The 21,174-nt window shown below is 74.8% G+C and carries 22 protein-coding genes; 8 read left to right on the top strand and 14 right to left on the bottom strand.

The annotated features are described in order from the left end of the window. Positions 1–3: 3 nt before the first annotated feature. The 7 genes from ACWCXC_RS04965 to ACWCXC_RS04935 are packed head-to-tail and all read left to right on the top strand — an operon-like array spanning position 4 to position 7,772. Positions 4–1,173: an ADP-ribosylglycohydrolase family protein gene (locus tag ACWCXC_RS04965; protein WP_450681003.1), complete on the top strand. Its 1,170-nt coding sequence runs from the start codon at positions 4–6 to the stop codon at positions 1,171–1,173. After that, positions 1,170–2,378 (top strand): ADP-ribosylglycohydrolase family protein, encoded by a 1,209-nt coding sequence (locus tag ACWCXC_RS04960; protein ID WP_450681002.1) that lies wholly within the window; start codon positions 1,170–1,172, stop codon positions 2,376–2,378. Before ACWCXC_RS04965 ends, ACWCXC_RS04960 begins: the two co-directional genes overlap by 4 nt. Beyond that, positions 2,314–3,507: an ADP-ribosylglycohydrolase family protein gene (locus ACWCXC_RS04955; RefSeq protein WP_450681001.1), complete on the top strand. Its 1,194-nt coding sequence runs from the start codon at positions 2,314–2,316 to the stop codon at positions 3,505–3,507. The genes ACWCXC_RS04960 and ACWCXC_RS04955 overlap by 65 nt, the downstream gene beginning before the upstream one ends. After that, positions 3,504–4,886 carry an ADP-ribosylglycohydrolase family protein gene (locus ACWCXC_RS04950; protein WP_450681000.1) on the top strand — a complete coding sequence of 461 codons (1,383 nt, stop codon included), beginning with the start codon at positions 3,504–3,506 and terminating at the stop codon, positions 4,884–4,886. Before ACWCXC_RS04955 ends, ACWCXC_RS04950 begins: the two co-directional genes overlap by 4 nt. Continuing rightward, positions 4,883–5,767 carry a ribokinase gene (gene rbsK / locus ACWCXC_RS04945; RefSeq protein WP_450680999.1) on the top strand — a complete coding sequence of 295 codons (885 nt, stop codon included), beginning with the start codon at positions 4,883–4,885 and terminating at the stop codon, positions 5,765–5,767. Before ACWCXC_RS04950 ends, rbsK begins: the two co-directional genes overlap by 4 nt. Continuing rightward, positions 5,764–6,963 (top strand): CaiB/BaiF CoA transferase family protein, encoded by a 1,200-nt coding sequence (locus ACWCXC_RS04940; RefSeq protein WP_450680998.1) that lies wholly within the window; start codon positions 5,764–5,766, stop codon positions 6,961–6,963. Before rbsK ends, ACWCXC_RS04940 begins: the two co-directional genes overlap by 4 nt. Then, positions 6,960–7,772, top strand: coding sequence for an HpcH/HpaI aldolase/citrate lyase family protein (locus ACWCXC_RS04935; RefSeq protein WP_450680997.1), 813 nt, complete (start codon positions 6,960–6,962; stop codon positions 7,770–7,772). Before ACWCXC_RS04940 ends, ACWCXC_RS04935 begins: the two co-directional genes overlap by 4 nt. Positions 7,773–7,873: 101 nt before the next feature. Here the strand turns inward: ACWCXC_RS04935 and lgt are convergent, their stop codons facing one another. The 11 genes from lgt to hisI all read right to left on the bottom strand — a co-directional run bounded on the left by lgt (position 7,874) and on the right by hisI (position 16,724). Further along, a complete protein-coding gene (gene lgt / locus ACWCXC_RS04930; RefSeq protein ID WP_450680996.1) occupies positions 7,874–8,881 on the bottom strand; it encodes a prolipoprotein diacylglyceryl transferase in 1,008 nt (335 codons plus the stop codon). A gap of 100 nt (positions 8,882–8,981) precedes the next feature. Next, on the bottom strand, positions 8,982–9,809 hold the full coding sequence (locus tag ACWCXC_RS04925) for a DsbA family protein (protein ID WP_450680995.1): 828 nt from the start codon (positions 9,807–9,809) through the stop codon (positions 8,982–8,984). 76 nt (positions 9,810–9,885) lie between these two features. Next, positions 9,886–10,698: a tryptophan synthase subunit alpha gene (gene trpA, locus ACWCXC_RS04920; RefSeq protein WP_450680994.1), complete on the bottom strand. Its 813-nt coding sequence runs from the start codon at positions 10,696–10,698 to the stop codon at positions 9,886–9,888. Then, positions 10,695–11,981, bottom strand: a complete 1,287-nt coding sequence (gene trpB, locus ACWCXC_RS04915) for a tryptophan synthase subunit beta (protein ID WP_450680993.1) — start codon at positions 11,979–11,981, stop codon at positions 10,695–10,697. The genes trpA and trpB overlap by 4 nt, the downstream gene beginning before the upstream one ends. A 139-nt stretch (positions 11,982–12,120) precedes the next feature. After that, complete coding sequence (gene trpM / locus ACWCXC_RS04910; protein ID WP_450680992.1) at positions 12,121–12,288, bottom strand: tryptophan biosynthesis modulator TrpM; 168 nt, start codon at positions 12,286–12,288, stop codon at positions 12,121–12,123. A 7-nt stretch (positions 12,289–12,295) separates the two neighbouring features. Continuing rightward, positions 12,296–13,105 carry an indole-3-glycerol phosphate synthase TrpC gene (gene trpC, locus ACWCXC_RS04905; RefSeq protein WP_450680991.1) on the bottom strand — a complete coding sequence of 270 codons (810 nt, stop codon included), beginning with the start codon at positions 13,103–13,105 and terminating at the stop codon, positions 12,296–12,298. A gap of 113 nt (positions 13,106–13,218) precedes the next feature. Further along, on the bottom strand, positions 13,219–13,698 hold the full coding sequence (locus ACWCXC_RS04900; protein ID WP_450680990.1) for a DUF2752 domain-containing protein: 480 nt from the start codon (positions 13,696–13,698) through the stop codon (positions 13,219–13,221). 74 nt (positions 13,699–13,772) lie between these two features. Beyond that, positions 13,773–14,021 carry an HGxxPAAW family protein gene (locus ACWCXC_RS04895; RefSeq protein ID WP_450680989.1) on the bottom strand — a complete coding sequence of 83 codons (249 nt, stop codon included), beginning with the start codon at positions 14,019–14,021 and terminating at the stop codon, positions 13,773–13,775. 123 nt (positions 14,022–14,144) lie between these two features. Continuing rightward, positions 14,145–14,801: a TIGR02234 family membrane protein gene (locus ACWCXC_RS04890; RefSeq protein ID WP_450680988.1), complete on the bottom strand. Its 657-nt coding sequence runs from the start codon at positions 14,799–14,801 to the stop codon at positions 14,145–14,147. Positions 14,802–14,850: 49 nt separating this feature from the next. After that, complete coding sequence (locus ACWCXC_RS04885; protein ID WP_450680987.1) at positions 14,851–16,338, bottom strand: anthranilate synthase component I; 1,488 nt, start codon at positions 16,336–16,338, stop codon at positions 14,851–14,853. 11 nt (positions 16,339–16,349) lie between these two features. After that, entirely contained in the window at positions 16,350–16,724 is a 375-nt protein-coding gene (gene hisI, locus ACWCXC_RS04880; RefSeq protein WP_450680986.1) for a phosphoribosyl-AMP cyclohydrolase, read from the bottom strand. Positions 16,725–16,808: 84 nt separating this feature from the next. Between hisI and ACWCXC_RS04875 the strand changes: the two genes are divergently transcribed. Then, entirely contained in the window at positions 16,809–17,441 is a 633-nt protein-coding gene (locus tag ACWCXC_RS04875) for a TIGR03085 family metal-binding protein (protein WP_450680985.1), read from the top strand. Between the two features lie 28 nt (positions 17,442–17,469). Here ACWCXC_RS04875 and ACWCXC_RS04870 read toward each other — a convergent pair whose 3' ends face one another. From ACWCXC_RS04870 to ACWCXC_RS04860, 3 genes are read right to left on the bottom strand one after another with little or no spacing between them, the layout of a single operon-like run. Next, positions 17,470–18,732: an MFS transporter gene (locus ACWCXC_RS04870; RefSeq protein WP_450680984.1), complete on the bottom strand. Its 1,263-nt coding sequence runs from the start codon at positions 18,730–18,732 to the stop codon at positions 17,470–17,472. Between the two features lie 59 nt (positions 18,733–18,791). Continuing rightward, on the bottom strand, positions 18,792–19,379 hold the full coding sequence (locus ACWCXC_RS04865) for an ArsR/SmtB family transcription factor (protein ID WP_450680983.1): 588 nt from the start codon (positions 19,377–19,379) through the stop codon (positions 18,792–18,794). A gap of 38 nt (positions 19,380–19,417) precedes the next feature. After that, positions 19,418–20,983 (bottom strand): sodium/solute symporter, encoded by a 1,566-nt coding sequence (locus ACWCXC_RS04860; RefSeq protein ID WP_450886639.1) that lies wholly within the window; start codon positions 20,981–20,983, stop codon positions 19,418–19,420. Between the last annotated feature and the right edge of the window lie 191 nt (positions 20,984–21,174).

Here is a 21,174-nt window from a genome sequence, read left to right as displayed (position 1 = left end):
GCGATGGAGCTGACCGCGGGAAATCCGGCGGGGCCGGGGGCGGGCGGGACGCGGGCCGCGCGGGGCACGGCCGCCGACCGGGCCAGGGGCGCGCTCGTGGGCCTCGCGGTCGGGGACGCGCTGGGCGCCCCGGCGGAGAACATGCGCCCCTCCGAGATCCGCCGCCGCTGGGGCCGGATCGAGGGGTTCGTGAGCGAGGATCCGGCGGGCACCGACGACACCGAGTACGCGATCTTCTCCGGGCTGCTGCTGGCCCGGCACGGTTCCGCGCTGACCGTCACCCATGTCGAGCGGGCCTGGCACCGGTGGATCGCGGACCTGGACGAGGGCCCGTTCCGGGGCGCCGGCTTCAGCGAGCGCGGCACCCTGGAGAACCTCCGCCGGGGCCTGGCCGCCCCGATCTCCGCCCAGCACCGGCACGCCTGGAGCGACGGACTGGCGATGCGGGCCGCCCCCTTCGGCGTCTTCGCGGCGGGCCGTCCCGCCGAGGCGGCCCGGCTGGTGGCGGTGGACGGCCGGGTCAGCCACGAGGGCGAGGGGATCTACGGCGGCCAGGCGGTGGCGGCCGGGGTGGCCGCCGCGATGACCGGCGCCGGGGTCACCCCGGTCGTCGCCGCCGCGCTCTCCGTCGTCCCGATGGACTCCTGGACCGCCCGCTCGCTGCGCCGCGCGGTGACGGCCGCCCAGCGCACCTACCCCGACCGGCTGACCATGGAGCGGGCGGTGCGCTCCGCCGTCGTCATCGGCGGCTACCCGTGGACGGACCTGGCGCCGGAGGCCGTGGGGCTGGCCTTCGGCGCGTTCACGGCGGCGCGCGGCGACTTCCGCACGGCGGTGCTGACGGCGGTCAACATGGGCCGCGACGCCGATACGACGGCGGCGGTGGCGGGCGCCCTGGCCGGGGCGCTGCACGGGGAGACAGCGATCCCGCGCGGCTGGGCCGACGCGATCGGCCCGGTCCGGGGCAGCTGCCTGCCCTCGATGCGCGGCTACCACGTACGCGACATCGCGGAGCTGCTGACCCCCGACGACACGGACGATCCCCGCTCCCCCGCCGCCGGGTTCCCCGGTCCGGACGGCGTACCGCGCGACGCTCCGGGCGTGCGACCCGGTGAGCCCGGCGGCGGGCACACCGTCGAGGCCGGTGCGGGCGCGACGGCGGTGCGGCGATGAGCGGCGGGCGGCGGGCCCGGATCGAGGGGCTGCTGCTGGGCCTGGCCTCCGGGGACGCCGCCGGGTGGCCGGCGGCCCGCCACCGGGCGGCCCGGATGCCGGAGTGGACCCGCCGGCTCACCCGGGAGCTCGACACCTTCGCCGAGCAGAACGCGACCACCACCCTGCCGGTCCCCATCGCCCTCAACCAGCCGCCCGAACCGCTGCGGCTCGGCCCCTCCGACGACGCCGAATGGGCGGCGTTCGCCGCCGGGACCCTGCTCACCTCGGCCGCGGGGGCGTTGCAGGGACTGGCCCCGGAGCGCCGGACGCGGGCCGCCGTGGACGCGGCGTGGAACGCGCTGGCCGCCGAGGTCGCGGCGGCGGCCGCCCGCGCCCCCGAGGTGGAGTCCGCGGTGCTGCCGCTGCGCGCCCGGATCTCCGTACGGGCCGGGCTCGGGAACCTCGCCGCGGGGCTCCGCCCGCCCGCCACCGGCCACGACAACCCGCACTACTTCGACGACGCGGCGTGCGTGCGCGCCGCCGTGCTGGCCGTCGCGCATCCGGGCGCGCCCGGACCGGCCGCCGCGCTCGCGGAGTTCGACGCGCGCTACACCCAGGACGGCGACGGGGTGCACGGGGCGCGGGCGATGGCCGCCGCGGTCGCCGAGGCGCTCGGCGGGTCGGACGTGGACACGGCGGTCAACGCCGCGCTCGACCAGCTCCCCGACGGCACCGAGATCGCCCGCAACGCCGCCCACGCGGTCCGGATCGCCCGCGACTTCGCCGGTGAACGGGCCGGCGCCTTCGCCCTCGTGCCGGTGCTGGAGCACCAGATCGTCGACCACGTCTACAGCTACGGCATCGCCGCGGCGGAGACCGTGCCGGTGGCGCTCGCCCTGGCCACCGCGGCGCGCGGCGAGATCACCCAGGCGGTGCCCGCGGCTGCCTGCCTCTCCCGGGTGGCGGACTCGGCGCCCGCGCTGGCCGGCGCGCTGACCGGGGCGCTCGGTTCGGTCAGCGCCGTCCCCGACGGCTGGCGCGAGGCATGCCGCACGCTGGCGGGCTGCGCGCTGCCCCGCTTCGCGGGCACGGATCTGATCGAACTCGCCGGGCTGCTGGCAGACACGGAACCGGCCCCCATAGGGGGACAATTCGGGCATGACATCCACCGCGCCCCTGGCGCCCACGCGGTCCGCACCCCCCACGACGTCCACCCTCGATGACCGGATCGCGGGCGCGCTGATCGGCGCCGCCGTCGGCGACGCGCTCGGCGGCCCGGTCGAGGGCCGGCCGCCCGAGGAGATCGTGGCCCGCCACGGCGGCCGGATCACCGGGATCGTCGGCCCCTGGGACGGCGACGCCTGGCGCACCGCCCGCCCCATCGCCCCGTACCACAAGGGCGACGGACACGTCACCGACGACACCCTGATGACCCATGCGCTGGTCCGGGTCTACGGCAAGGTCCGCGACCACCTCGACGCCTACTCCGTCGCCGACCACCTCGTCCCGGAACTGATCGCGAACCTGCGCTGGATCCCGGAGCTGGAGGCCGAGGCGCTGCCGCTCCAGCGGATCTTCCTCGCCGAGAAGTGGATCGTCGCCCGGCTGCACTACGGCCACGTCGACCCGCGCGAGGCGGGCGCCGGGAACATCGTCAACTGCGGCGCCGCGATGTACATGGCGCCGGTCGGCCTGGTGAACGCGGGCGATCCCCGGGCCGCCTACGCCGAGGCGCTGGACGTGGCGGGCGCCCACCAGTCCAGTTACGGCAGGGAGGCGGCCGGGGTCTTCGCGGCGGCGGTGGCCTCGGCGTGCACCCCCGGCGCCACCCCCGCGAGCGTCGTCGAAACGTGTCTGGCACTGGCCAAGGACGGCACCCGGTCCGCGATCGAGGCCGTCTGCGAGACGGCCGCCCGCCACCGGGACGTCGAGGAAGCCCTTCGCCCGCTGCGGGAGGCCGTCGCCCCGTTCGACACGGTCGGCCCCGACTACCGCGCCCCCTCGCTGGGCGCCCGCCGCCCCTCCCGGCTGCACTCCATCGAGGAACTGCCCGTCGCCCTCGGCATGCTGCTGGCCGCCGACGGGGACTACCGGCAGGCGGTCCTCGGCTCGGTCAACTACGGGCGGGACTGCGATTCGATCGCCACGATGAGCGGGGCGATCGCGGGCGCCCTGCACGGCGAGCGCGCCGTCCCCGCGGAGTGGGCGCGCGCGGTCGGCGAGGCCAGCCGGCTCGATCTGCGCGCCCCTGCGCGCACGATGGCCGAGGTCGCCCGCGAGGTGTTCGCCCGGGACACCGCGCGCCGGCGCACCCACGAGGCCGCCTTCATCGCGCTGGCGGCCCGCCCGTGACCGCGCCGCTGCGGGCCACCTGGGTGCAGCCGGAGGACCTGGTCGGGCACGAGCTGCGGCAGGCCGCCGAGGACGGGCGCGACGCCCGCGCGCTCGCCCGCCGCTGGTACGAGGCCGGCGGCTCGCCCGCCCCCGAGCGCGCGGGCGCCTCCGCCTCTCCGGCCCCGCCCGCGCTGCGCGCCGTCGCCCTGCGGCTGCTGGACGAACTGGCGCTGCTGGAGTCGCCGCTGGCCGACGACGAGCCGACGGACCCGGACGCGATCCGGACCGCCTGCCCGGACCGGCCGCGCCCGCCCGCCGGGCCGTGCACCGTGGACCGCGACCGGCTGCACGCCGCCTGGCTGGGCCGCGCCGCCGGCTGCCTGCTGGGCAAGCCGGTCGAGAAACTTCCGCTGGAGGGCATCCGGGCGCTCGCCCGCGCCACCGGCAACTGGCCGCTGTCCACCTGGTTCACCGGAAAGGGCCTGCCGCCCGCCCTGGCCGCCACCTACCCCTGGAACCGTCGTTCCGCGCCCACCTCGCTGGCCGAGAACATCGACGGGATGCCCGAGGACGACGACCTCAACCACCCGCTGCTGGCCCTGCGGCTCCTCCAGCGGTACGGCCGCGCCTTCTCCACGGCGGACCTGGCCCGGCTCTGGCTGGAGGAACTGCCGGCCGGCCGCACCTTCACCGCCGAGCGGATCGCGTACCGCAACCTGCTGGACGGCATCGAGCCACCGGACACCGCCCGGCACCGCAATCCGTTCCGGGAGTGGATCGGGGCGCAGATCCGGGCCGACGTCCACGGCTGGACCCATCCGGGCGACCCGGTCGCCGCGGCCGAACAGGCGTACCGCGACGCCTGTCTGAGCCATACCGGCAACGGGGTGTACGGGGCGATGTTCACCGCGGCGGCCCTCGCCGAGGCGGCCGGGGGCACCACGGACGTGCACGGCTGCCTGGCCGCCGGTCTGCGCGTGGTCCCGCCGCGCTCCCGCTTCGCGCGGGCCGTACGGGACGGCATCGCCACCGCCCGCGAGGAAACCGACTTCGATACGGTCGTGGACCGGCTGCACGCGGCCTACGGCCGGTATCACTGGGTGCATGTCCTGCCCAACGCGGCCCTGCTGGCCGCCGCCCTCACCCACGCCGACGGCGACTTCACCGGTTCGGTCTGCCGGGCGGTCTCCGGCGGCTGGGACACCGACTCCAACGGGGCGACCGCCGGTTCGCTCGCCGGTCTGCTGGCCGGGCACCCCGAGGCTCTGCCCGAACGGTGGACCGCCCCGCTGAAGAACCGGCTCGCCACGTCCGTCCCCGGCTTCGACACGGTCGGCTTCGACACCCTCGCCGACCTGACCCACCGGCTCACCCAGGAGGAGGCACTCCGCCCATGACCAAAGTCGCGGTGCTCGGCAGCACCAACATGGATCTCGTGGCCTACGTCGACCGGGCCCCGGAGCGCGGGGAGACCGTCACCGGGCGGGAGTTCCGGACCGTTCCCGGCGGCAAGGGCGCCAACCAGGCGGTCGCCGCCGCCCGCGCCGGCGGTGACGTGATGATGATCGGCGCGGTCGGCGACGACGCGTACGGCCCGCTCATGCGGGAGAACCTGGAGCACTCGGGCGTGGACACCGATCTGCTGCACACCGCCGAGGGCCCGAGCGGCACCGCGCACATCGTGGTCGACGCCCAGGGCGCCAACGCGATCGTGGTGATCCCGGGCGCCAACGGCACCGTCACCTCGCTCGGGCCGGGCGAGATCGCCGCCATCGCCGAGGCCGATCTGCTGCTGCTCCAGCTGGAGCTGCCGCTGCCGGCCGTGATCGAGGGGGCGCGGGCCGCCCATGCCCAGGGGGTGCGGACGGTGCTCACCCCCTCCCCCGTCCGGCCGCTCCCCGGCGAACTGCTGGACTGCGTGGATCTGCTGGTGCCCAACGAGCACGAGGCGGCGGCGCTGTCCGGGCAGCAGGAGCCGCACGCCGCGGCCGAGGTGCTGCTGAGCCAGGTGCCCTCGGTGGTCATCACGCTCGGCGCCAAGGGCTGCCTGTACGCGGCCCGGGGCAGCCGGACCGTGCACTTCCCGGCCCCCGAGGTGACCGCCGTGGACACCACCGGGGCCGGGGACACCTTCGTCGGGACGCTCGCCGTGGCGCTCGGCGAGGGGCGCCCGGTGCCGCAGGCCATCGCCTGGGCCTCCGCGGCCGCCGCGCTCTGCGTGCAGAAGGCGGGCGCCTCGGTCTCCATGCCGTACCGCAGCGAGATCGGTGCCGCGTGACCGCCCCGGGAGCGGCGCCGCTGGGCGGCCTGCGCGTCCTCGACCTCGCCACCCTGTTCGCCGGACCGCTCTGCGCGACCATGCTGGGCGACTTCGGCGCCGATGTGATCAAGGTCGAGCATCCGGTGCGGCCCGACCCCTCGCGCGGGCACGGCCCGGCGAAGGACGGGGTCGGCCTGTGGTGGAAGCTGCTGGGCCGCAACAAGCGCAATCTGACCCTGGACCTGTCCAGCCCGGACGGCCGCGATCTGCTGCTGCGGCTGGCCCGGGAGACCGATGTGGTCATCGAGAACTTCCGGCCGGGCACGCTGGAGCGCTGGGGGCTCGGCCCGGCGGAGCTGCACGCCGTCAACCCCCGGCTGGTGCTGGTGCGGGTCACGGGCTTCGGCCAGTTCGGCCCGTACGCGCACCGGCCGGGCTTCGGCACGCTCGCCGAGGCGATGAGCGGCTTCGCGGCGATCACCGGGGAGCCGGACGGTCCGCCGACGCTCCCGCCGTTCGGTCTGGCCGACTCGATCGCCGCGCTCGCCACGGCCTTCGCCGTGATGGCGGCGCTGGCCGGCCGGGACCGCACGGGCGAGGGCCAGGTCGTCGACATGGCGATCATCGAGCCGATCCTGACGGTGCTGGGCCCGCAGCCGCTCTGGTACGACCAGCTGGGGTACGTCCAGCCGCGCACCGGCAACCGTTCGCGCAACAACGCCCCGCGCAACACCTACCGCACCTCGGACGGCCAGTGGGTGGCCGTCTCGACCTCGGCGCAGTCCGTGGCGGAGCGGGTGATGCGCCTGGTGGGACGGGCCGAGCTGATCGGGGAACCGTGGTTCGCGTCCGGGGCGACCCGGGCCGAGCACAGCGAGGAACTGGACGAGGCGGTGGGCCACTGGATCGCCCGGCACACCCGGGACGAGGCGGTCGACGCGTTCGAGAAGGCGGAGGCGGCCATCGCGCCCGTCCATGACATCCGGGACGTGATGGAGGACCCGCAGTACCGGGCCCTGGACTCCGTCACGGAGGTCGACGATCCGGAGCTGGGTCCGCTCAGGATGCAGAACGTGCTGTTCCGGCTGTCCGCGACGCCCGGGGCGATCCGCTGGGCGGGGCGTCCGCACGGGGCGGACACCGAGGAGATCCTGACCGGGCTCGGGCTGAGCGGCACGGAGATCGCCGCGCTGCGCGAGGAGCGCGTCCTGTGACCGCCGGGACGCATCTGACCTGGCTGTACGCCCCCGGCGACCGGCCCGACGTGGTCCGCAAGGCGCTGGCCGCGGGGGCGGACGTGGTGATCGTGGACCTGGAGGACGCGGTCGCCCCCGACCGCAAGGAGTACGCCCGCGCGGCCACCGCCGACCTGCTCGCCGATCCGCCTCCGGCCGGCGCGGTGCCGGTGCACGTCCGGGTCCACGCGGAGGCGGACGTGGTGGCCCTGGCGGGGCTGCCGGGCCTCGGCGAGCTGCGGCTGCCGAAGATCACCCACGCGGCGTCCGTCCACCGTCTCGCGGCGCTGGCCCCCGGGGTCCCGCTCTGCCCGCTGCTGGAGTCGGCGCTCGGCATCGAGCACGCCTACTCGGTGGCGACGGCGCATGCCCAGGTCCGCTCCCTGGGCGTGGGCGAGGCGGATCTGCGGGCGGATCTGGGGGTACGGGACGACACCGGGCTGGACTGGGCGCGCAGCCGGGTCGTGGTGGCGGCCCGCGCGGCCGGGCTGGTCCCGCCCGCCCAGTCGGTCTTCCCGGACGTGCGGGACCTGGAGGGGCTGTGGGCCTCCTGCGCGCACGGCCGGGCGCTGGGCTTCCTGGGCCGGGCGGCGATCCATCCCCGGCAGCTTCCGGTGATCGAACGGGCCTTCCGGCCGACCTCGCAGGAGGTGGCGGCGGCCGAGGAGATCGTGGCGGCGGCCGGGGCGGAGACGGGTGCGCTGGCGCTGCCGGACGGCCGGTTCGTGGACGCGGCGGTGGTGGCCCAGGCCCATCGCACCCTGGCCCTGGCCGGCCGGCCGCGCTGAGGGGGCCCCGGGAGCGGGGCCCGGGGGCCGGAGGACCCGGGAAACGGAGCGAGGGGCCGCCGGATGTCCGGCGGCCCCTCGTTTCCGTGTGTGCGGTCCGGTCAGCCCTTGGCCGCCGGTGCCTCGCCGTTCGCCTTGGAGGCGTCCGCGTCGCTCTCCGTGCCGGGGTCGTCCCCATCCGCCTCGGCGGGCTTCGCGTCGGACGCGTCGGTCTCCGTACCGGTCTTCTCCGTCGTGACGGCCTTGTCGTCCCCGGCGTCGGCGTCCGCGTCCGCCTCGGTGTCCGCGGCCTCCATCGCGCCCGGCTCCACGATCTCCTCGCGGCCCGGCCGCAGCTTCGCCGAGACGACGATGTACACCACGGCGAGCACGAAGACGATGAGCGCCGTCCACACGTTCAGGCGGAGGCCCAGGATGTGGTGGGCCTCGTCGACCCGCATGTACTCGATCCAGCCGCGGCCCGCGCAGTACGCCGCGACGTAGAGCGCGAACGCCCGGCCGTGTCCGAGCTTGAAGCGGCGGTCGGCCCAGATGACCAGGAGGGCCACGCCGATGCACCACAGCGACTCGTAGAGGAAGGTCGGGTGGTAGGTGCCGGCGACCCGGTTGGGTCCCTCGCTGATCTTCAGCGCCCAGGGAAGGTCGGTCTGCTTGCCGTACAGCTCCTGGTTGAACCAGTTGCCCCAGCGGCCGCAGGCCTGGGCCACGGCGATGCCGGGGGCGAGCGCGTCGGCCCAGGCGGGCAGCGGGATGCCCCGGCGGCGGCAGCCGATCCAGGCACCGACCGCGCCGAGCGCGATGGCTCCCCAGATGCCGAGGCCGCCCTGCCAGATCTTGAAGGCGTCGACCCAGTCCTCACCGTCGCTGAAGTACAGCTGGTAGTCGGTGATGACGTGGTAGAGCCTGCCGCCGACGAGGCCGAAGGGCACGGCCCAGACCGCGATGTCGGCCACGGTGCCGGCGGTGCCGCCCCGGGCGATCCAGCGCCGGTTGCCGATCCAGACGGCGACGAAGACACCGATGATGATGCAGAACGCGTAGCCGCGGAGCGGGATCGGTCCGAGATCGATCACGCCGGTCGACGGACTGGGAATGTAGGCAAGGTTCATGGCAGCGTCGACGCTACCTTGCCGGACGGGCTGTACGGCAACCCGTCCGGCAACTTCTGGGTAACGAGCCGGTCGTCGCTTCCCCCGGTCGGCCCTGCTCTCAGGAACCGGAGGGACGGGGTGTGACGGTGCCCGGCTTCTTGCCCTTGTTGGCCTCGGCGACCCACTTCTTCAGGTTGGCCACGGTGATCGGCTCGTTCCCCTTCTTGGGGAAGATCGACTCGCCGTTGAGCAGGGCGGTCGGGGTGCCCTGGAAGCCGCCGTTCTGGAAGGCCGTGTTGGATTTCTGCACCCAGGCGTCGTGCGTCCCGTCCTCGACGCAGCCGCGGAAGGCGGGCGTGTCCAGCCCGTCGACCTTCTTCGACAGCTCGATCAGCTTGTCGTTGTCACCGAAGCCGTCGTCGGTCTCCTGGGGCTGGTTGCGGTAGAGCACGTCGTGGTACGCGGGGAACTTCCCGGCGTCCTGGGCGCAGGCCGCGGCGTTGGCCGCCCTGAGCGAGCCGCTGCCGCCGAGGTTGCCGTCGATCAGAGTCGCGAAGTGGTAGTCGACGCGGAGGGCGCCGCTCTGCTCCATCTCGTGGATGGCGTCCCGGAAGGCGTTCTCGAACTGGGCGCAGACCGGGCAGCGGAAGTCCTCCCAGACCGTGAGCGTGGACGGGGCGTCGTCCGCTCCCACCGGAATGGTCAGGCTGTCCTTGCCGGTGGCGCCGGACGGGGCGACCGTGGGTCCGGAGGCCTTGGCCTTGTCGCCCTTGCCCCCGCTGTTCGCCGCGATCACGCCGATCACGGCGGCCAGGCCCAGCACGCCCACCACGGCGGCGGAGACGATCAGCGTGCGGCGCCGGCGGTCGCGCGCCCTCGCCTGCTCGCGCTGCTGGATCAGCCGGTCTCGCGCGGCCCTTTTTCCCTCTTGGTTCTTCTCGCTCACACCCGCAGCAACGAACCGGGGAGGCACTGGCGTGCCTCCCCGGTCCCAGATCCACCCGTTCGGGTGAGATGCGGTGTCAGCGCTTTCGAACACCCTCGGCCAGGTCGGCCGCCAGCGAGCGGACGCCGTCGAGACCGGCCGCCTCGTCGGGCGCGTCGAGCATCCGCTTGACGAAGGCCGAGCCGACGATGACGCCGTCGGCGAAGCCGGCGACCTCGGTGGCCTGCTCGGCGTTGGAGACGCCGAGGCCGACGCAGACCGGCAGGTCCGTGGTGGCCCGGGTGCGGCGGACCAGGTCCTGGGCCTGCTCGCCGACCGAGGCCCGGGTGCCGGTGACGCCCATCAGGGACGCCGCGTAGACGAAGCCGGAACCGGCCTCCGTGATGGTGGCGAGGCGCTCGTCCCTGCTGCTGGGCGCCACGACGAACACGGTGGCCAGACCGTGCTTCGCGGCGTGCTCGCGCCACAGCGCGGACTCCTGGACCGGCAGGTCGGGCAGGATGCACCCGGCGCCGCCCGCCTCGGCCAGCTCGGCGGTGAAGCGCTCGACGCCGTACCGGTCGATCGGGTTCCAGTACGTCATCACCAGGATCGGGACGCCGGTGGCCTCGTACGCCTCGCGGACCGTGCGCATCACGTCGGCGATGCGGACGCCGCCGCGCAGCGCGATGTCGTCGGCGGTCTGGATGACCGGGCCGTCGAGGACGGGGTCGCTGTGCGGCAGCCCCACCTCCACGACGTCGGCGCCGCCCTCGATGACGGCCTTGACGGCCGCGATGCCGCCGTCGACGGTCGGGAAGCCGGCCGGCAGGTACGCGATCAGTGCGGCGCGGTTCTCGGCCCTGGCCGCCGCCAGGGTGGAATCCAGCAGCTCGATGTTGCCGCTCACTTGACGTCCCCCTCGATCTCCGCGCCGGTGCCGGCCGCATCGGCCTCGACGGCCGCGTCGGTGTCGTACAGCCCGAAGTAGCGGGCCGCCGTGTCCATGTCCTTGTCGCCGCGTCCGGAGAGGTTGACGAGGAGGAGCCCGTCCGGGCCCAGCTCCTTGCCGATCTCCAGCGCGCCGGCCAGCGCGTGGGCGCTCTCGATCGCCGGGATGATGCCCTCGGTGCGGGAGAGCAGGCGCAGGGCCTGCATGGCCGCGTCGTCGGTGACGGCGCGGTACTCGCCCCGGCCGATGTCCTTCAGGTACGCGTGCTCGGGGCCGATGCCCGGGTAGTCCAGGCCCGCCGAGATGGAGTACGGCTCGGTGATCTGGCCCTCGTCGTCCTGGAGGACGTAGCTGCGCGAGCCGTGCAGGATGCCGGGCTCGCCCTCGGTGAGGGTCGCCGCGTGCTCGCCGGTCTCCACGCCGTGTCCGGCCGGCTCGCAGCCGACCAGGCGGACGCCCTCGTCGGGGACGAAGGCGTGGAAGAGGCCGATGGCGTTGGAGCCGCCGCCGACGCAGGCGACCGCCGCGTCCGGGAGCCGGCCGGCCTTCTCCAGGATCTGGCGCCGGGCCTCGACGCCGATGACCCGGTGGAAGTCGCGGACCATCGCGGGGAAGGGGTGCGGGCCCGCGACCGTGCCGAAGAGGTAGTGGGTGCGGTCCACGTTGGCGACCCAGTCGCGGAACGCCTCGTTGATGGCGTCCTTGAGCGTGCGGGAGCCGGACTTCACGGCGACGACCTCGGCGCCGAGCATCCGCATCCGCGCCACGTTCAGCGCCTGCCGCTCGGTGTCGATCTCGCCCATGTAGATGGTGCATTCGAGGCCGAAGAGGGCACAGGCGGTCGCGGTGGCGACGCCGTGCTGTCCCGCGCCGGTCTCGGCGATGACCCGGGTCTTGCCCATGCGCCGGGTCAGGAGCGCCTGGCCCAGCACGTTGTTGATCTTGTGCGAGCCGGTGTGGTTGAGGTCCTCGCGCTTGAGGAAGACGCGGGCGCCGCCGGCGTGCTCGGCGAAGCGCGGGACCTCGGTGAGGGCGCTGGGGCGGCCGGTGTAGTCGACCATGAGCGCGTTCAGCTCGGCGGCGAACGCGGGGTCGGACTTGGCCTTGTCGTACTCGACGGCGACCTCGTCCACGGCGGCGACGAGCGCCTCCGGGATGAACTTGCCGCCGTAGGCGCCGAAGTACCCCTCGGCGCTGGGGATCAGACCCTCGGGGTCCGGAATGAAGAAGTCGGAAGACATGCGGAACGGGCTCCTCGTGCTGGCAGAAGTGATGACACCGTCTGCGCCGCGAGCGAGCGCCGCCCCGGGGACCGGGGCGGCTGCGGCCGTGCCGAACCGCGCCCTCGCGGGCGGGGCGGTGCGGCGGCCGGGGCTCGCTCTACAGCGCGGGCCCCGGGCGCCATCGCATGCCGTTGACCTGTCCCGGCTCGGCGCCGATCACGTACCGCACCCGCCGGCCGCGCACACGGCGGGCCGGGGCCCGGCAGCCGCGGTGCCACGAGGGCAGCGCGCAGCGCACCGGTCCGGGGTGCGGGAGGAGGGACACGGCCGGATCAGCCCCGTCCGTGCCGCAGGGCCGGGTGGGCTCCGGCGGCGACCAGGTCGGCGACGGCGCCCTTCGGGTCGCGGCCGGTGACCAGGGACTCGCCGACCAGCACGGCGTCCGCGCCGGCGTTGGCGTAGGCGATCAGGTCGTGCGGGCCGCGGACGCCGGATTCGGCGACCTTGACGATGTGGTCGGGGATCTCCGGGGCGACGCGCTCGAAGGTGGAGCGGTCGACCTTGAGGTCCTTCAGGTTGCGGGCGTTGACGCCGATGATCCTGGCGCCGGCCTCGACCGCGCGCTCCGCCTCCTCCTCGTCGTGCGCCTCGACCAGCGGGGTCAGCCCGATGGACTCGGCGCGCTCGATCAGGGAGACCAGGGCCTCCTGGTCGAGGGCGGCGACGATCAGCAGGGCGAGGTCGGCGCCGTAGGCGCGGGCCTCCCACAGCTGGTACGAGGTGACGATGAAGTCCTTGCGCAGGACCGGGATGTCGACCTTGGCGCGGACGGCCTCCAGGTCGGCCAGCGAACCGCCGAAGCGCCGCTCCTCGGTGAGGACCGAGATGACCGACGCGCCGCCGGCTTCGTAGTCCGCGGCGAGCGCGGCCGGGTCGGCGATGGCGGCGAGGGCGCCCTTGGACGGGCTGGAACGCTTGACCTCGCAGATGACGGTCACGCCCTCGCCGCGCAGGGCGGCGACTCCGTCCTTGGCCTGGGGAGCGCGGGCCGCGCGTTCCTTGAGCTCGTCGAGGCTGACGCGCGCCTGCCGCTCCGCGAGGTCGGCGCGGACGCCGTCGATGATCTCGTCGAGCACACTCACGCGAGAGGCCCCCTTCCGGGACGGTGACAAGGGAACGGTCGGACGTCCCGATGGTATCCGCAGCCGGGCGCTGGGCCCGCATCCGAGGGGCGGATGTCCCACTACCTGGGCATTCAGGGGGCGAGCGCGGAGCCGATCGGCAGGTTGCGGACCACGGTGAAGACCACGAGGACGGCGCCGATCGCCCACCAGTGGACGGGCTTCGGTTCGATCCGCAGCGGCCGCCCCGACCAGGCGCGGACCGCCCAGAGCACCCAGAGGGCGGCGAAGGCCGCGTAGCCGGCGACGGCGAGGGCGTTGGCGCCGAGCGCGGCCGGCAGATCGCCGTGGGCGAAGGCGTGGGCGCTGCGCAGACCGCCGCAGCCGGGGCAGAGGACGCCGGTGAGCCGGAGCAGCGGGCAGACCGGGTAGTGGCCGGGTTCATTGGGGTCGACCGTGGCGACGTAGCCGAAGGCCCCGACGACGGCCGCCAGCACTCCGGCCGGGGTGGCGATCCGCCGGATGCGCGGGGCGGGGGCCGGGGCCGGCGGGCGGGCGGTGCCGGGCGGCGGGCCGGGGACCGGGGCCGTTGCGGGGGAAGGCGATGCGTCCACCCGGTGATTGTCGCCGTTCGCGCGGCGAGGCGCAGCCCGGAGGGGGCCGCGCCTCGCACGTACGGGGAAGGGCTTCAGGAGATCTGCGCCTGTGCGGCGCGGGCACGGGCCGCCGCGAGCTCCGCCGACTCCTTCGGCATGCCGAGGCCGGCGGCCTTCATCGCGAGGCCGACGATGCCGCCGAGGAAGACGACCGCGATACCGGCCCAGAAGCCGAGCGGGTTGGCCGCGACCATGAAGACGCCCGCGATGCAGAAGCCGATGAAGGAGATGATGACACCGGTCCAGGCGGCCGGGGTGTGTCCGTGGCTGCTGCCCGCCATGAGTTGCTCCTCGTTGGTGTTGCGCTGATGGGTTCGCTGGGGTCGCTGTTCGCGCGGTCGGTGCCGCAGCGGTCAGCTCACCGTCATTGTCCCGTACGTGCGGGGAGGACGTGAGCTGGGGGGTCATGCCTCGCGCGTCGGGTCCTCGCCGCGGTCGAGGGCCTTCCACAGGTCCTCGGGGCGGTCCGGGTCGGGGGCGCGGGTGGCCTTGCGGGGGCGGGGGGTGCCGTCGCGCTCGTAGCGGCCGGACATCGTGGGCCAGCGGCTGCCGCAGCGCAGGGCGACCAGCCCGGCGGCCAGGATGAGCAGCCCGCCGGCGGCGGTGACGAAGGGCCACGCGGTGTGGCCCAGCGCGTGGATGGTGGCGGCGGTGTCGCCGGTGGTTCGGGCGGCCTTCTCGTCGAGGGCGCTGCTGTCGGAGGCGCCGAGGTAGGCGCTGAGCGCGGCGCCGAGTCCGCTGAGGGCCAGCAGTCCGGAGACGGCCAGGCGGGCGGTGCCCCGGACGGCGAAGACGGCGACGAGGGCGGCCAGGCCGACGATGGCGAGGGCCGCGGGGAGGCCGGTGACGTCCTGCCCCTCGGCGCTGAGCGCCAGGCTGCCGCCGCCGACCTCGGCCCTGCCGTCGGCCCAGGTCTGTCCGGAGGAGAGCAGCACGACGGTGGCGCCGGCCGCGCCGAGGAGCAGGCCGGACGCCAGGCTGCGGCGGTTTCCCGCGGCATCGGGCGCGGTGGCGGCTTCGGCACGGGGCTGGGGTACGGGGGCGGCACTCACATGTCCCACTATCCCCTACCGGCCCGCCCGGACCGACCGCGCCCCTGGGGCCCGGTGGTCAGCGGGCGCCGAGCCGGTTGGCGGTGTGGACGGCGCGGAGCACGGCGGCGGCCTTGTTGCGGCATTCGGTGTCCTCGGCCACCGGGTCGGAGTCGGCGACCACACCGGCGCCGGCCTGGACGTAGGCGGTTCCGTCGCGCAGCAGGGCGGTGCGGATGGCGATGGCGGTGTCGGAGTCCCCGGCGAAGTCGAGGTAGCCGACGCAGCCGCCGTACAGGCCGCGGCGGGTGGGTTCGAGTTCCTCGATGATCTGCATGGCCCGGGGCTTGGGGGCGCCGGAGAGGGTGCCGGCGGGGAAGCAGGCGGTGAGGACGTCGAAGGCGGTGCGGCCCTCGGCGACCGTGCCGGTGACGGTGGAGACGATGTGCATCACGTGGGAGTAGCGCTCGATCGACATGAAGTCGACGACCTCGACGCTGCCGGGTTCGCAGACGCGTCCCAGGTCGTTGCGGCCGAGGTCGACGAGCATCAGGTGCTCGGCGCGCTCCTTGGGGTCGGCGAGGAGTTCGTCGGCGAGCGCCTGGTCCTCCTGCGGGGTGGTGCCGCGGTGCCGGGTGCCGGCGATGGGGTGGAGCATGGCCCGGCCGTTCTCGACCTTGACCAGGGCCTCGGGGCTGGATCCGGCGACGTCGAAGCCGTCGAAGCGGAAGAGGTACATGTACGGCGAGGGGTTGGTGGCGCGCAGCACCCGGTAGACGTCCAGGGCGCTCGCGGTGCACGGGGTCTCGAAGCGCTGGGAGGGCACGACCTGGAAGGCCTCGCCGGCCCGGATGCGCTCCTTCACGTCCTCGACCGCCTCCTGGTAGGCGGGTCCGCCCCACAGCGCGGTGTACGGCGGCAGCTCGGAGGGGGGCAGGGCGGCGGGGGCGTTCTCGACGGGGCGGCGCAGGTCGCGCTCCATGGCGTCGAGCCGGGCGACGGCGTCCTCGTACGCCTCGTCGACGCCCGTGGTCAGGTCGTTGTGGTTGATCGCGTTGGCGATGAGCAGGACGCTGCCGTCCCCGTGGTCGAGGACCGCGAGGTCGGAGGTGAGCAGCATGGTCAGCTCGGGCAGCTTCAGGTCGTCGCCGCCGCTGTCGCCGATCTTCTCCAGGCGGCGCACGATGTCGTAGCCGAGGTAGCCGACCATGCCGCCGGTGAAGGGCGGGAGGCCCGATTCACGGTCGTGCGGGGTGTGCAGGGCCTCGATGGTGGCGCGCAGGGCGTCCAGCGGATCGCCGTCGACGGGGACGCCGACGGGCGGGGCGCCGAGCCAGTGGGCCTCGCCGTCGCGGGCGGTGAGGGTGGCGGCGCTGCGGACCCCGATGAAGGAGTAGCGCGACCAGGTGCGGCCGTTCTCCGCGGACTCCAGCAGGAACGTGCCGGTGCGTTCGCCCGCGAGCTTGCGGTACAGGCCGACCGGGGTGTCGCCGTCCGCGAGGAGCCGGCGGGTGACGGGGATGACGCGCCGGTCGACGGCCAGCTTGCGGAAGGTGTCGAGGTCCATGGCGGCAGACCTTACTGGCCGAGGAGGACGTCGGCGTCGAAGCAGGTGCGGTCGCCGGTGTGGCAGGCGGCGCCCGTCTGGTCGACCTTGACGAGGACGGTGTCGGCGTCGCAGTCCAGGGCGACGGACTTGACGACCTGGATGTGGCCGGAGGTGTCGCCCTTGACCCAGTACTCCTGGCGGCTGCGCGACCAGTAGGTGCAGCGGCCGGTGGTGAGGGTGCGGTGCAGTGCCTCGTCGTCCATCCAGCCGAGCATCAGCACCTCGCCGGTGTCGTACTGCTGGGCGATGGCCGGGACCAGTCCGTCCGCGCCGCGCTTGAGGCGGGCGGCGATGGCGGGGTCGAGGTCGCTGGCGGGCCGGGGGGTGCCGGGCGTGCTGGTCATGGCCCCATTGTGCCGTGGCGGCGGAGCGCGGCAGGTGCCGCGTCCACTGGGCGGACGGGGGACGGCGGTCGTACGCTGGCGGGCATGTCGACCCATGCGAAGCGCGAACGACTTCTGCTTGCCGACCTGTTGGAGGCCGTGGGCCCGGAGGCCCCGACGCTCTGCCACGGCTGGACGGCCCGCGATCTTGCCGCCCATGTGGTGGTGCGGGAGCGCCGCCCGGACGCGGCGGCGGGGCTCGTCATCGGCCCGCTGAAGAGCCGGAGCGAGCGGGTCCTGGCCGAGTTCACCGGGAAGCCGTACGAGGAGCTGATCCAGCTCATCCGTACGGGTCCGCCGAAGATGTCCCCGTTCGGGCTGAAGCAGGTGGACGAGGTGGCCAACACGGTCGAGTTCTACGTCCACACGGAGGACGTGCGCCGGGCGCAGCCGCAGTGGTCGCCGCGTGAGCTGGATCCGGTCTTCTCCGATGTGCTGTGGTCGCGTACGGAGAAGGCGGCGCGGATGCTGGGGCGCAAGGCCCCGGTGGGTCTGGTGCTGCGCCGGCCGAACGGGCAGACGGCGGTGGCGCACAAGGGGACCCCGGTGGTGACGGTGACGGGCGAGCCCGGTGAGCTGCTGCTGTTCGCGTTCGGGCGGCAGGCGTCGGCCCGGGTGGAGCTGGAGGGCGACCAGGACGCGATCGGCCGGGTGACGACGGCGCAGCTGGGGGTGTAGGGCCGGGCGGGGCGCGTCCGGGGCGGGCTCAGTCCGGGAGTTCCGCGCGGCGCAGCGGGGCGAGGGCGAGCCCGATGAGGGCGCCCGACGCGCAGAGCGCGGCGCTGGCGACGAAGACCGGGGCGGTGCCCCAGAGCGCGACGGCGGCGCCGGTGACCGGGTAGCTGAGCGGCGCCAGGGCGTGGGTGAAGAGCGTCGAGACCGAGGTGACGCGTCCCAGGTAGCCGGGGTCGGCGGTGCTCTGCATGAGGGCGCCGCACAGGGCGCCGCCGAGGCCGGCGAAGAGTCCGACGAGGAGGCCGGCTGCCGCGGCGAGGGGCGCGGAGGGCGCGTACGCCTGGGCGGCGACGGCGGCGGAGGCGGCCAGCACGGTGGCACACATGACGAGTCCGGCGCGCGGTATCCGGCCCCGGACGGTGAGCAGCAGGGCGGAGACGGCCGCGCCCGTACCGAAGGCGGCGACGATCCAGCCCATGCCGGAGGCGCCCCAGCCGCGTTCCTCGCTGAGCAGGATCAGTCCGAGGTTGAGGGGGCCGACGAAGCCCAGCTCGCTGACGGCGACGACCAGCATCAGGGGGCCGAGCACGCGGTGGCGGCGGATGTACCGCAGCCCGTCGGTCAGGTCCCGCAGGGCGGTGCGGGCCGGTCCGTCGCCGCTCTCCGGTCCGGTGGTCCCGTCGTCGGGGAGCGGGGCGATCCGTACGGCCAGCAGCAGCGGGAGCGAGACGGCGAAGAGGACGCCGGCGGCGGCGAAGGCGAGGACGGGGCCGCCGAGGGCCACGGCGAGTCCGCCGAGCGGGGCGCCGACGACGTTGGCGGTGCGGGTGGCGAGTCCGCGCATGCCCTGGACCCGGGCGAGCTGGGAGGCGGTGGTGATCCGGGGCGGCAGCGCGCCGACGGCGGGCAGGAAGAGGGCGTCGACCGCGCCGAAGACGAGCGCGACGGCGAGCAGCATCCAGACGGTGGGCGAGGTGAGCAGGAGCGCGCCGGCCAGTCCGAGGACGACCAGGCAGCGGGCGGTGTCGCTGGCGACGACGACGCGGCGCGGGCCGAGCCGGTCGGCGAGGACTCCCCCGCCGAGCAGCAGCACGGCCCGGGGCAAGGAGCCCGCGGCGAGCACGAGTCCGGTCTGGGAGGCGCTGCCGGTCCGGGTGGCGGCCCAGGCGAGCGCCATGTAGTAGACGCTGTCGCCGACGGTGGACGCGGTGTAGGCGCCGAGCCAGCGCAGGACGTTGCGGTCGCGGTGGGCGGGGCGGGCGGCCGCCTCGTGGACGGGCAGGGTGGCGGTCACGGGACGCGGTCCTCTCGGGGTGTCCGGATCGAATGGTGGCCGGATCGGCGGCGGCCGGCTCAGGTGCGGAACGGGAAGCCGTACAGGTGCAGCGCGACGTTCTCGCGGCCCTCCGTGTCGCCGGCCTCCTCGCGGGCGCGGCCCTCGGCCTCGTACCGCTTGACGACGCTGTTCAGCTCGCGTTCGAGAGCGGCGAGTTCGGTGGCGTTGAGCCGGGCCAGGTACTCCGAGGCGAAGGAGGCCGCGCGCCAGTCGGGGCTCCACTCGCGCCGGACGTCGAGGTGGCGGCGGTACATCTCGACGTGCTGGTCGAAGGAGAGCCGGCTGACGGCGCCGTGGGTGGCGACCTTCTCGGGCGCGTCGCCGAAGTCCGCGTCGTGGAAGGCCAGGCCCTCGGTGGCGGGCTGCCACCAGCGCTCGCGGCCGTCCGCGCCCTCGCGCTCGGCCTCCTCGATCAGACCGTGGTCCGCGAGCTTGCGCAGGTGGTAGCTGACGAGCGAGACCGCCTCGTCGACCTGCTCGGCGAGCTGGGAGGCGGTGGCCTGCCGGGCGACGTAGAGGGCCCGGTAGAGCTTCATCCGCAGTGGGTGCGCGAAGGCCTTGAGCGTGCCGAGGTCGGAGATCCGCAGCGATTCCTTGCGTGTCATGCCCCCACGGTAGACAGGAAAGAAAAGTTGCGCAATATCTATTGCGCAAGAAAAGTTGTACGTCTCCGGGTCGCCTTCCGCGACGCGGTGCGCGAGCCGAGGTGGGCGAGGAGGAAGCCGGCCGGGATCGTCACCAGCCCGGGGGTCTGGAGCGGGAACCAGTGGAAGTCCCGGGACGGCAGCAGGGCGATCGGCGTCCCCGAGAAGGCCGGCGAGAACACCATGAGGACCGCGATCAGCGGCAGCGTCCCGTACACCGTCCAGCGCACCCCCCGCGCCCCGAACCCGGGCCGGAACAGCGCGTACAGCAGGACCGGCGGCAGGACGGAGGCCGCGGCGGCGAAGGAGAGCGAGAGGAGGACCTGCGGATTGCGGTCGTGGGTGTACGTGGACGCCCAGACGGCGAGCGCCCCGGTCGCGACGACGGCCAGCCGGGCCCGCAGGATCTCCCGCCGGGCGGAACCGCCGGAGCCGCTTCGCGGGGTCAGGTCGCGGGCCAGGGACGAGGCGACGGCCAGCGTGATCCCGGCGACGGCGGCGAGCGTGGTGGCGAACACGGCACAGGCCACGAACGCGAAGAGCGGCGATTCGCGGGGTCCGGCGGCGCCCGGGTCCAGGGCCCCGGTCACCAGCAGCAGCGCGGTGCCGCCCGCCGGGTCGGCGGCCCGGACGGCCTTGTGGCCGAGGAGCGCGGAGGCGCCGAGGCCGACCACGACGACCCCGGCGCACAGCAGCGCCACCGGGACGGCCGCCCAGAGCGTGGCCCGGCGCACGGTCCGGACGTCCCGCAGGGGGTGGAGCCGCATCATGATGTGCGGCATGCACGCGGCGCCGATGACCAGGGTGAGCTGGAAGCCGATCAGATCCAGGATCCCGGCCGGGCCGTGGCCGAACTGGAGACCGGGCCGCAGATAGTCGGCGCCCGCCCCGCTGCCGTCGCGCGCCGCCGCGACCAGGGCGAACGGGTTCCCGTCGTACCGGGCGAGCACCAGCCCGGCGAGCAGGGCCACCGCGGCCAGCACCACGACGACCTTCAGGATCTGGATGTGTCCGGTGCCGCGCATCCCGCCGACGGCGGAGTAGCAGACCATCAGCGCCCCGCCCGCCACCGTGCACGCGGTGACCGCGCTCGCCGGCAGCCCGAACACGGCGGCCATCACCCGCCCCGCCGTGGTGAGCTGCACCAGCAGCAGGGGCGCCAGCACGACCAGCGCGGTGACCCCCAGGGCCCGGCGCACGGACGGATCGCCCAGCCGCTCCGCGAGGAAGTCCCCCAGCGTGAACACGCCCGCCCGGCGCAGCGGTTCACCCAGCACACGCATCACCACCACCAGCGACGCCACCGTCGCGACGGCGAACAGCACCCCGTCGAATCCCGCCAGCGCCACGGACCCGGTGGTCGAGAGCAGCGTGGCGGCCGAGATGTAGTCACCGGCGATGGCCAGCCCGCTCCCGGCCGGGCCCAGCGCCGCGCCGCCACCCGCGTAGAAGTGCTCCGGATCGTCCTGGTCCGCCGCCGCCAGCCCGCACAGCAGCAACGACACGGCCACGAACCCGAGAAACACCACCACGGCCAGCGACCGCGCGTCGAACCCCCCGCTCATCGACGGCCTCCCGGCCCGGAGGCGACGCGGGACACGGGGCGGACACGGAGCACCGGACGCGGCGGCGACGCCGACAGCACGAGGGACATGCCGGACACGGCATCAGCCCCCGCGCCCCGCGTACAGCACACGGGCCGGGTGCGCTGCGCCCGTACAGCCGGCACCGGCCGGAACTGTGCGCGGCCACAGGG

The sequence above is a fragment of the Streptomyces sp. NPDC001515 genome, from assembly GCF_053597115.1.
The sequence above is the reverse complement of the archived record's forward strand: the minus strand, read 5'-3'. Positions and strand labels throughout refer to the sequence as shown.

Excerpts from the sequence above, each read along its gene's own strand:
- ACWCXC_RS04965 (WP_450681003.1), top strand. The coding sequence starts at position 4 with ATGGAGCTGACCGCGGGAAATCCGGCGGGGCCGGGGGCGGGCGGGACG.
- ACWCXC_RS04960 (WP_450681002.1), top strand. The coding sequence starts at position 1,170 with ATGAGCGGCGGGCGGCGGGCCCGGATCGAGGGGCTGCTGCTGGGCCTG.
- ACWCXC_RS04955 (WP_450681001.1), top strand. The coding sequence starts at position 2,314 with ATGACATCCACCGCGCCCCTGGCGCCCACGCGGTCCGCACCCCCCACG.
- rbsK (WP_450680999.1), top strand. The coding sequence starts at position 4,883 with ATGACCAAAGTCGCGGTGCTCGGCAGCACCAACATGGATCTCGTGGCC.
- lgt (WP_450680996.1), bottom strand. The coding sequence starts at position 8,881 with ATGAACCTTGCCTACATTCCCAGTCCGTCGACCGGCGTGATCGATCTC.
- trpB (WP_450680993.1), bottom strand. The coding sequence starts at position 11,981 with ATGTCTTCCGACTTCTTCATTCCGGACCCCGAGGGTCTGATCCCCAGC.
- ACWCXC_RS04895 (WP_450680989.1), bottom strand. The coding sequence starts at position 14,021 with ATGGCGGGCAGCAGCCACGGACACACCCCGGCCGCCTGGACCGGTGTC.
- ACWCXC_RS04885 (WP_450680987.1), bottom strand. The coding sequence starts at position 16,338 with ATGGACCTCGACACCTTCCGCAAGCTGGCCGTCGACCGGCGCGTCATC.
- hisI (WP_450680986.1), bottom strand. The coding sequence starts at position 16,724 with ATGACCAGCACGCCCGGCACCCCCCGGCCCGCCAGCGACCTCGACCCC.
- ACWCXC_RS04875 (WP_450680985.1), top strand. The coding sequence starts at position 16,809 with ATGTCGACCCATGCGAAGCGCGAACGACTTCTGCTTGCCGACCTGTTG.
- ACWCXC_RS04865 (WP_450680983.1), bottom strand. The coding sequence starts at position 19,379 with ATGACACGCAAGGAATCGCTGCGGATCTCCGACCTCGGCACGCTCAAG.
- ACWCXC_RS04860 (WP_450886639.1), bottom strand. The coding sequence starts at position 20,983 with ATGAGCGGGGGGTTCGACGCGCGGTCGCTGGCCGTGGTGGTGTTTCTC.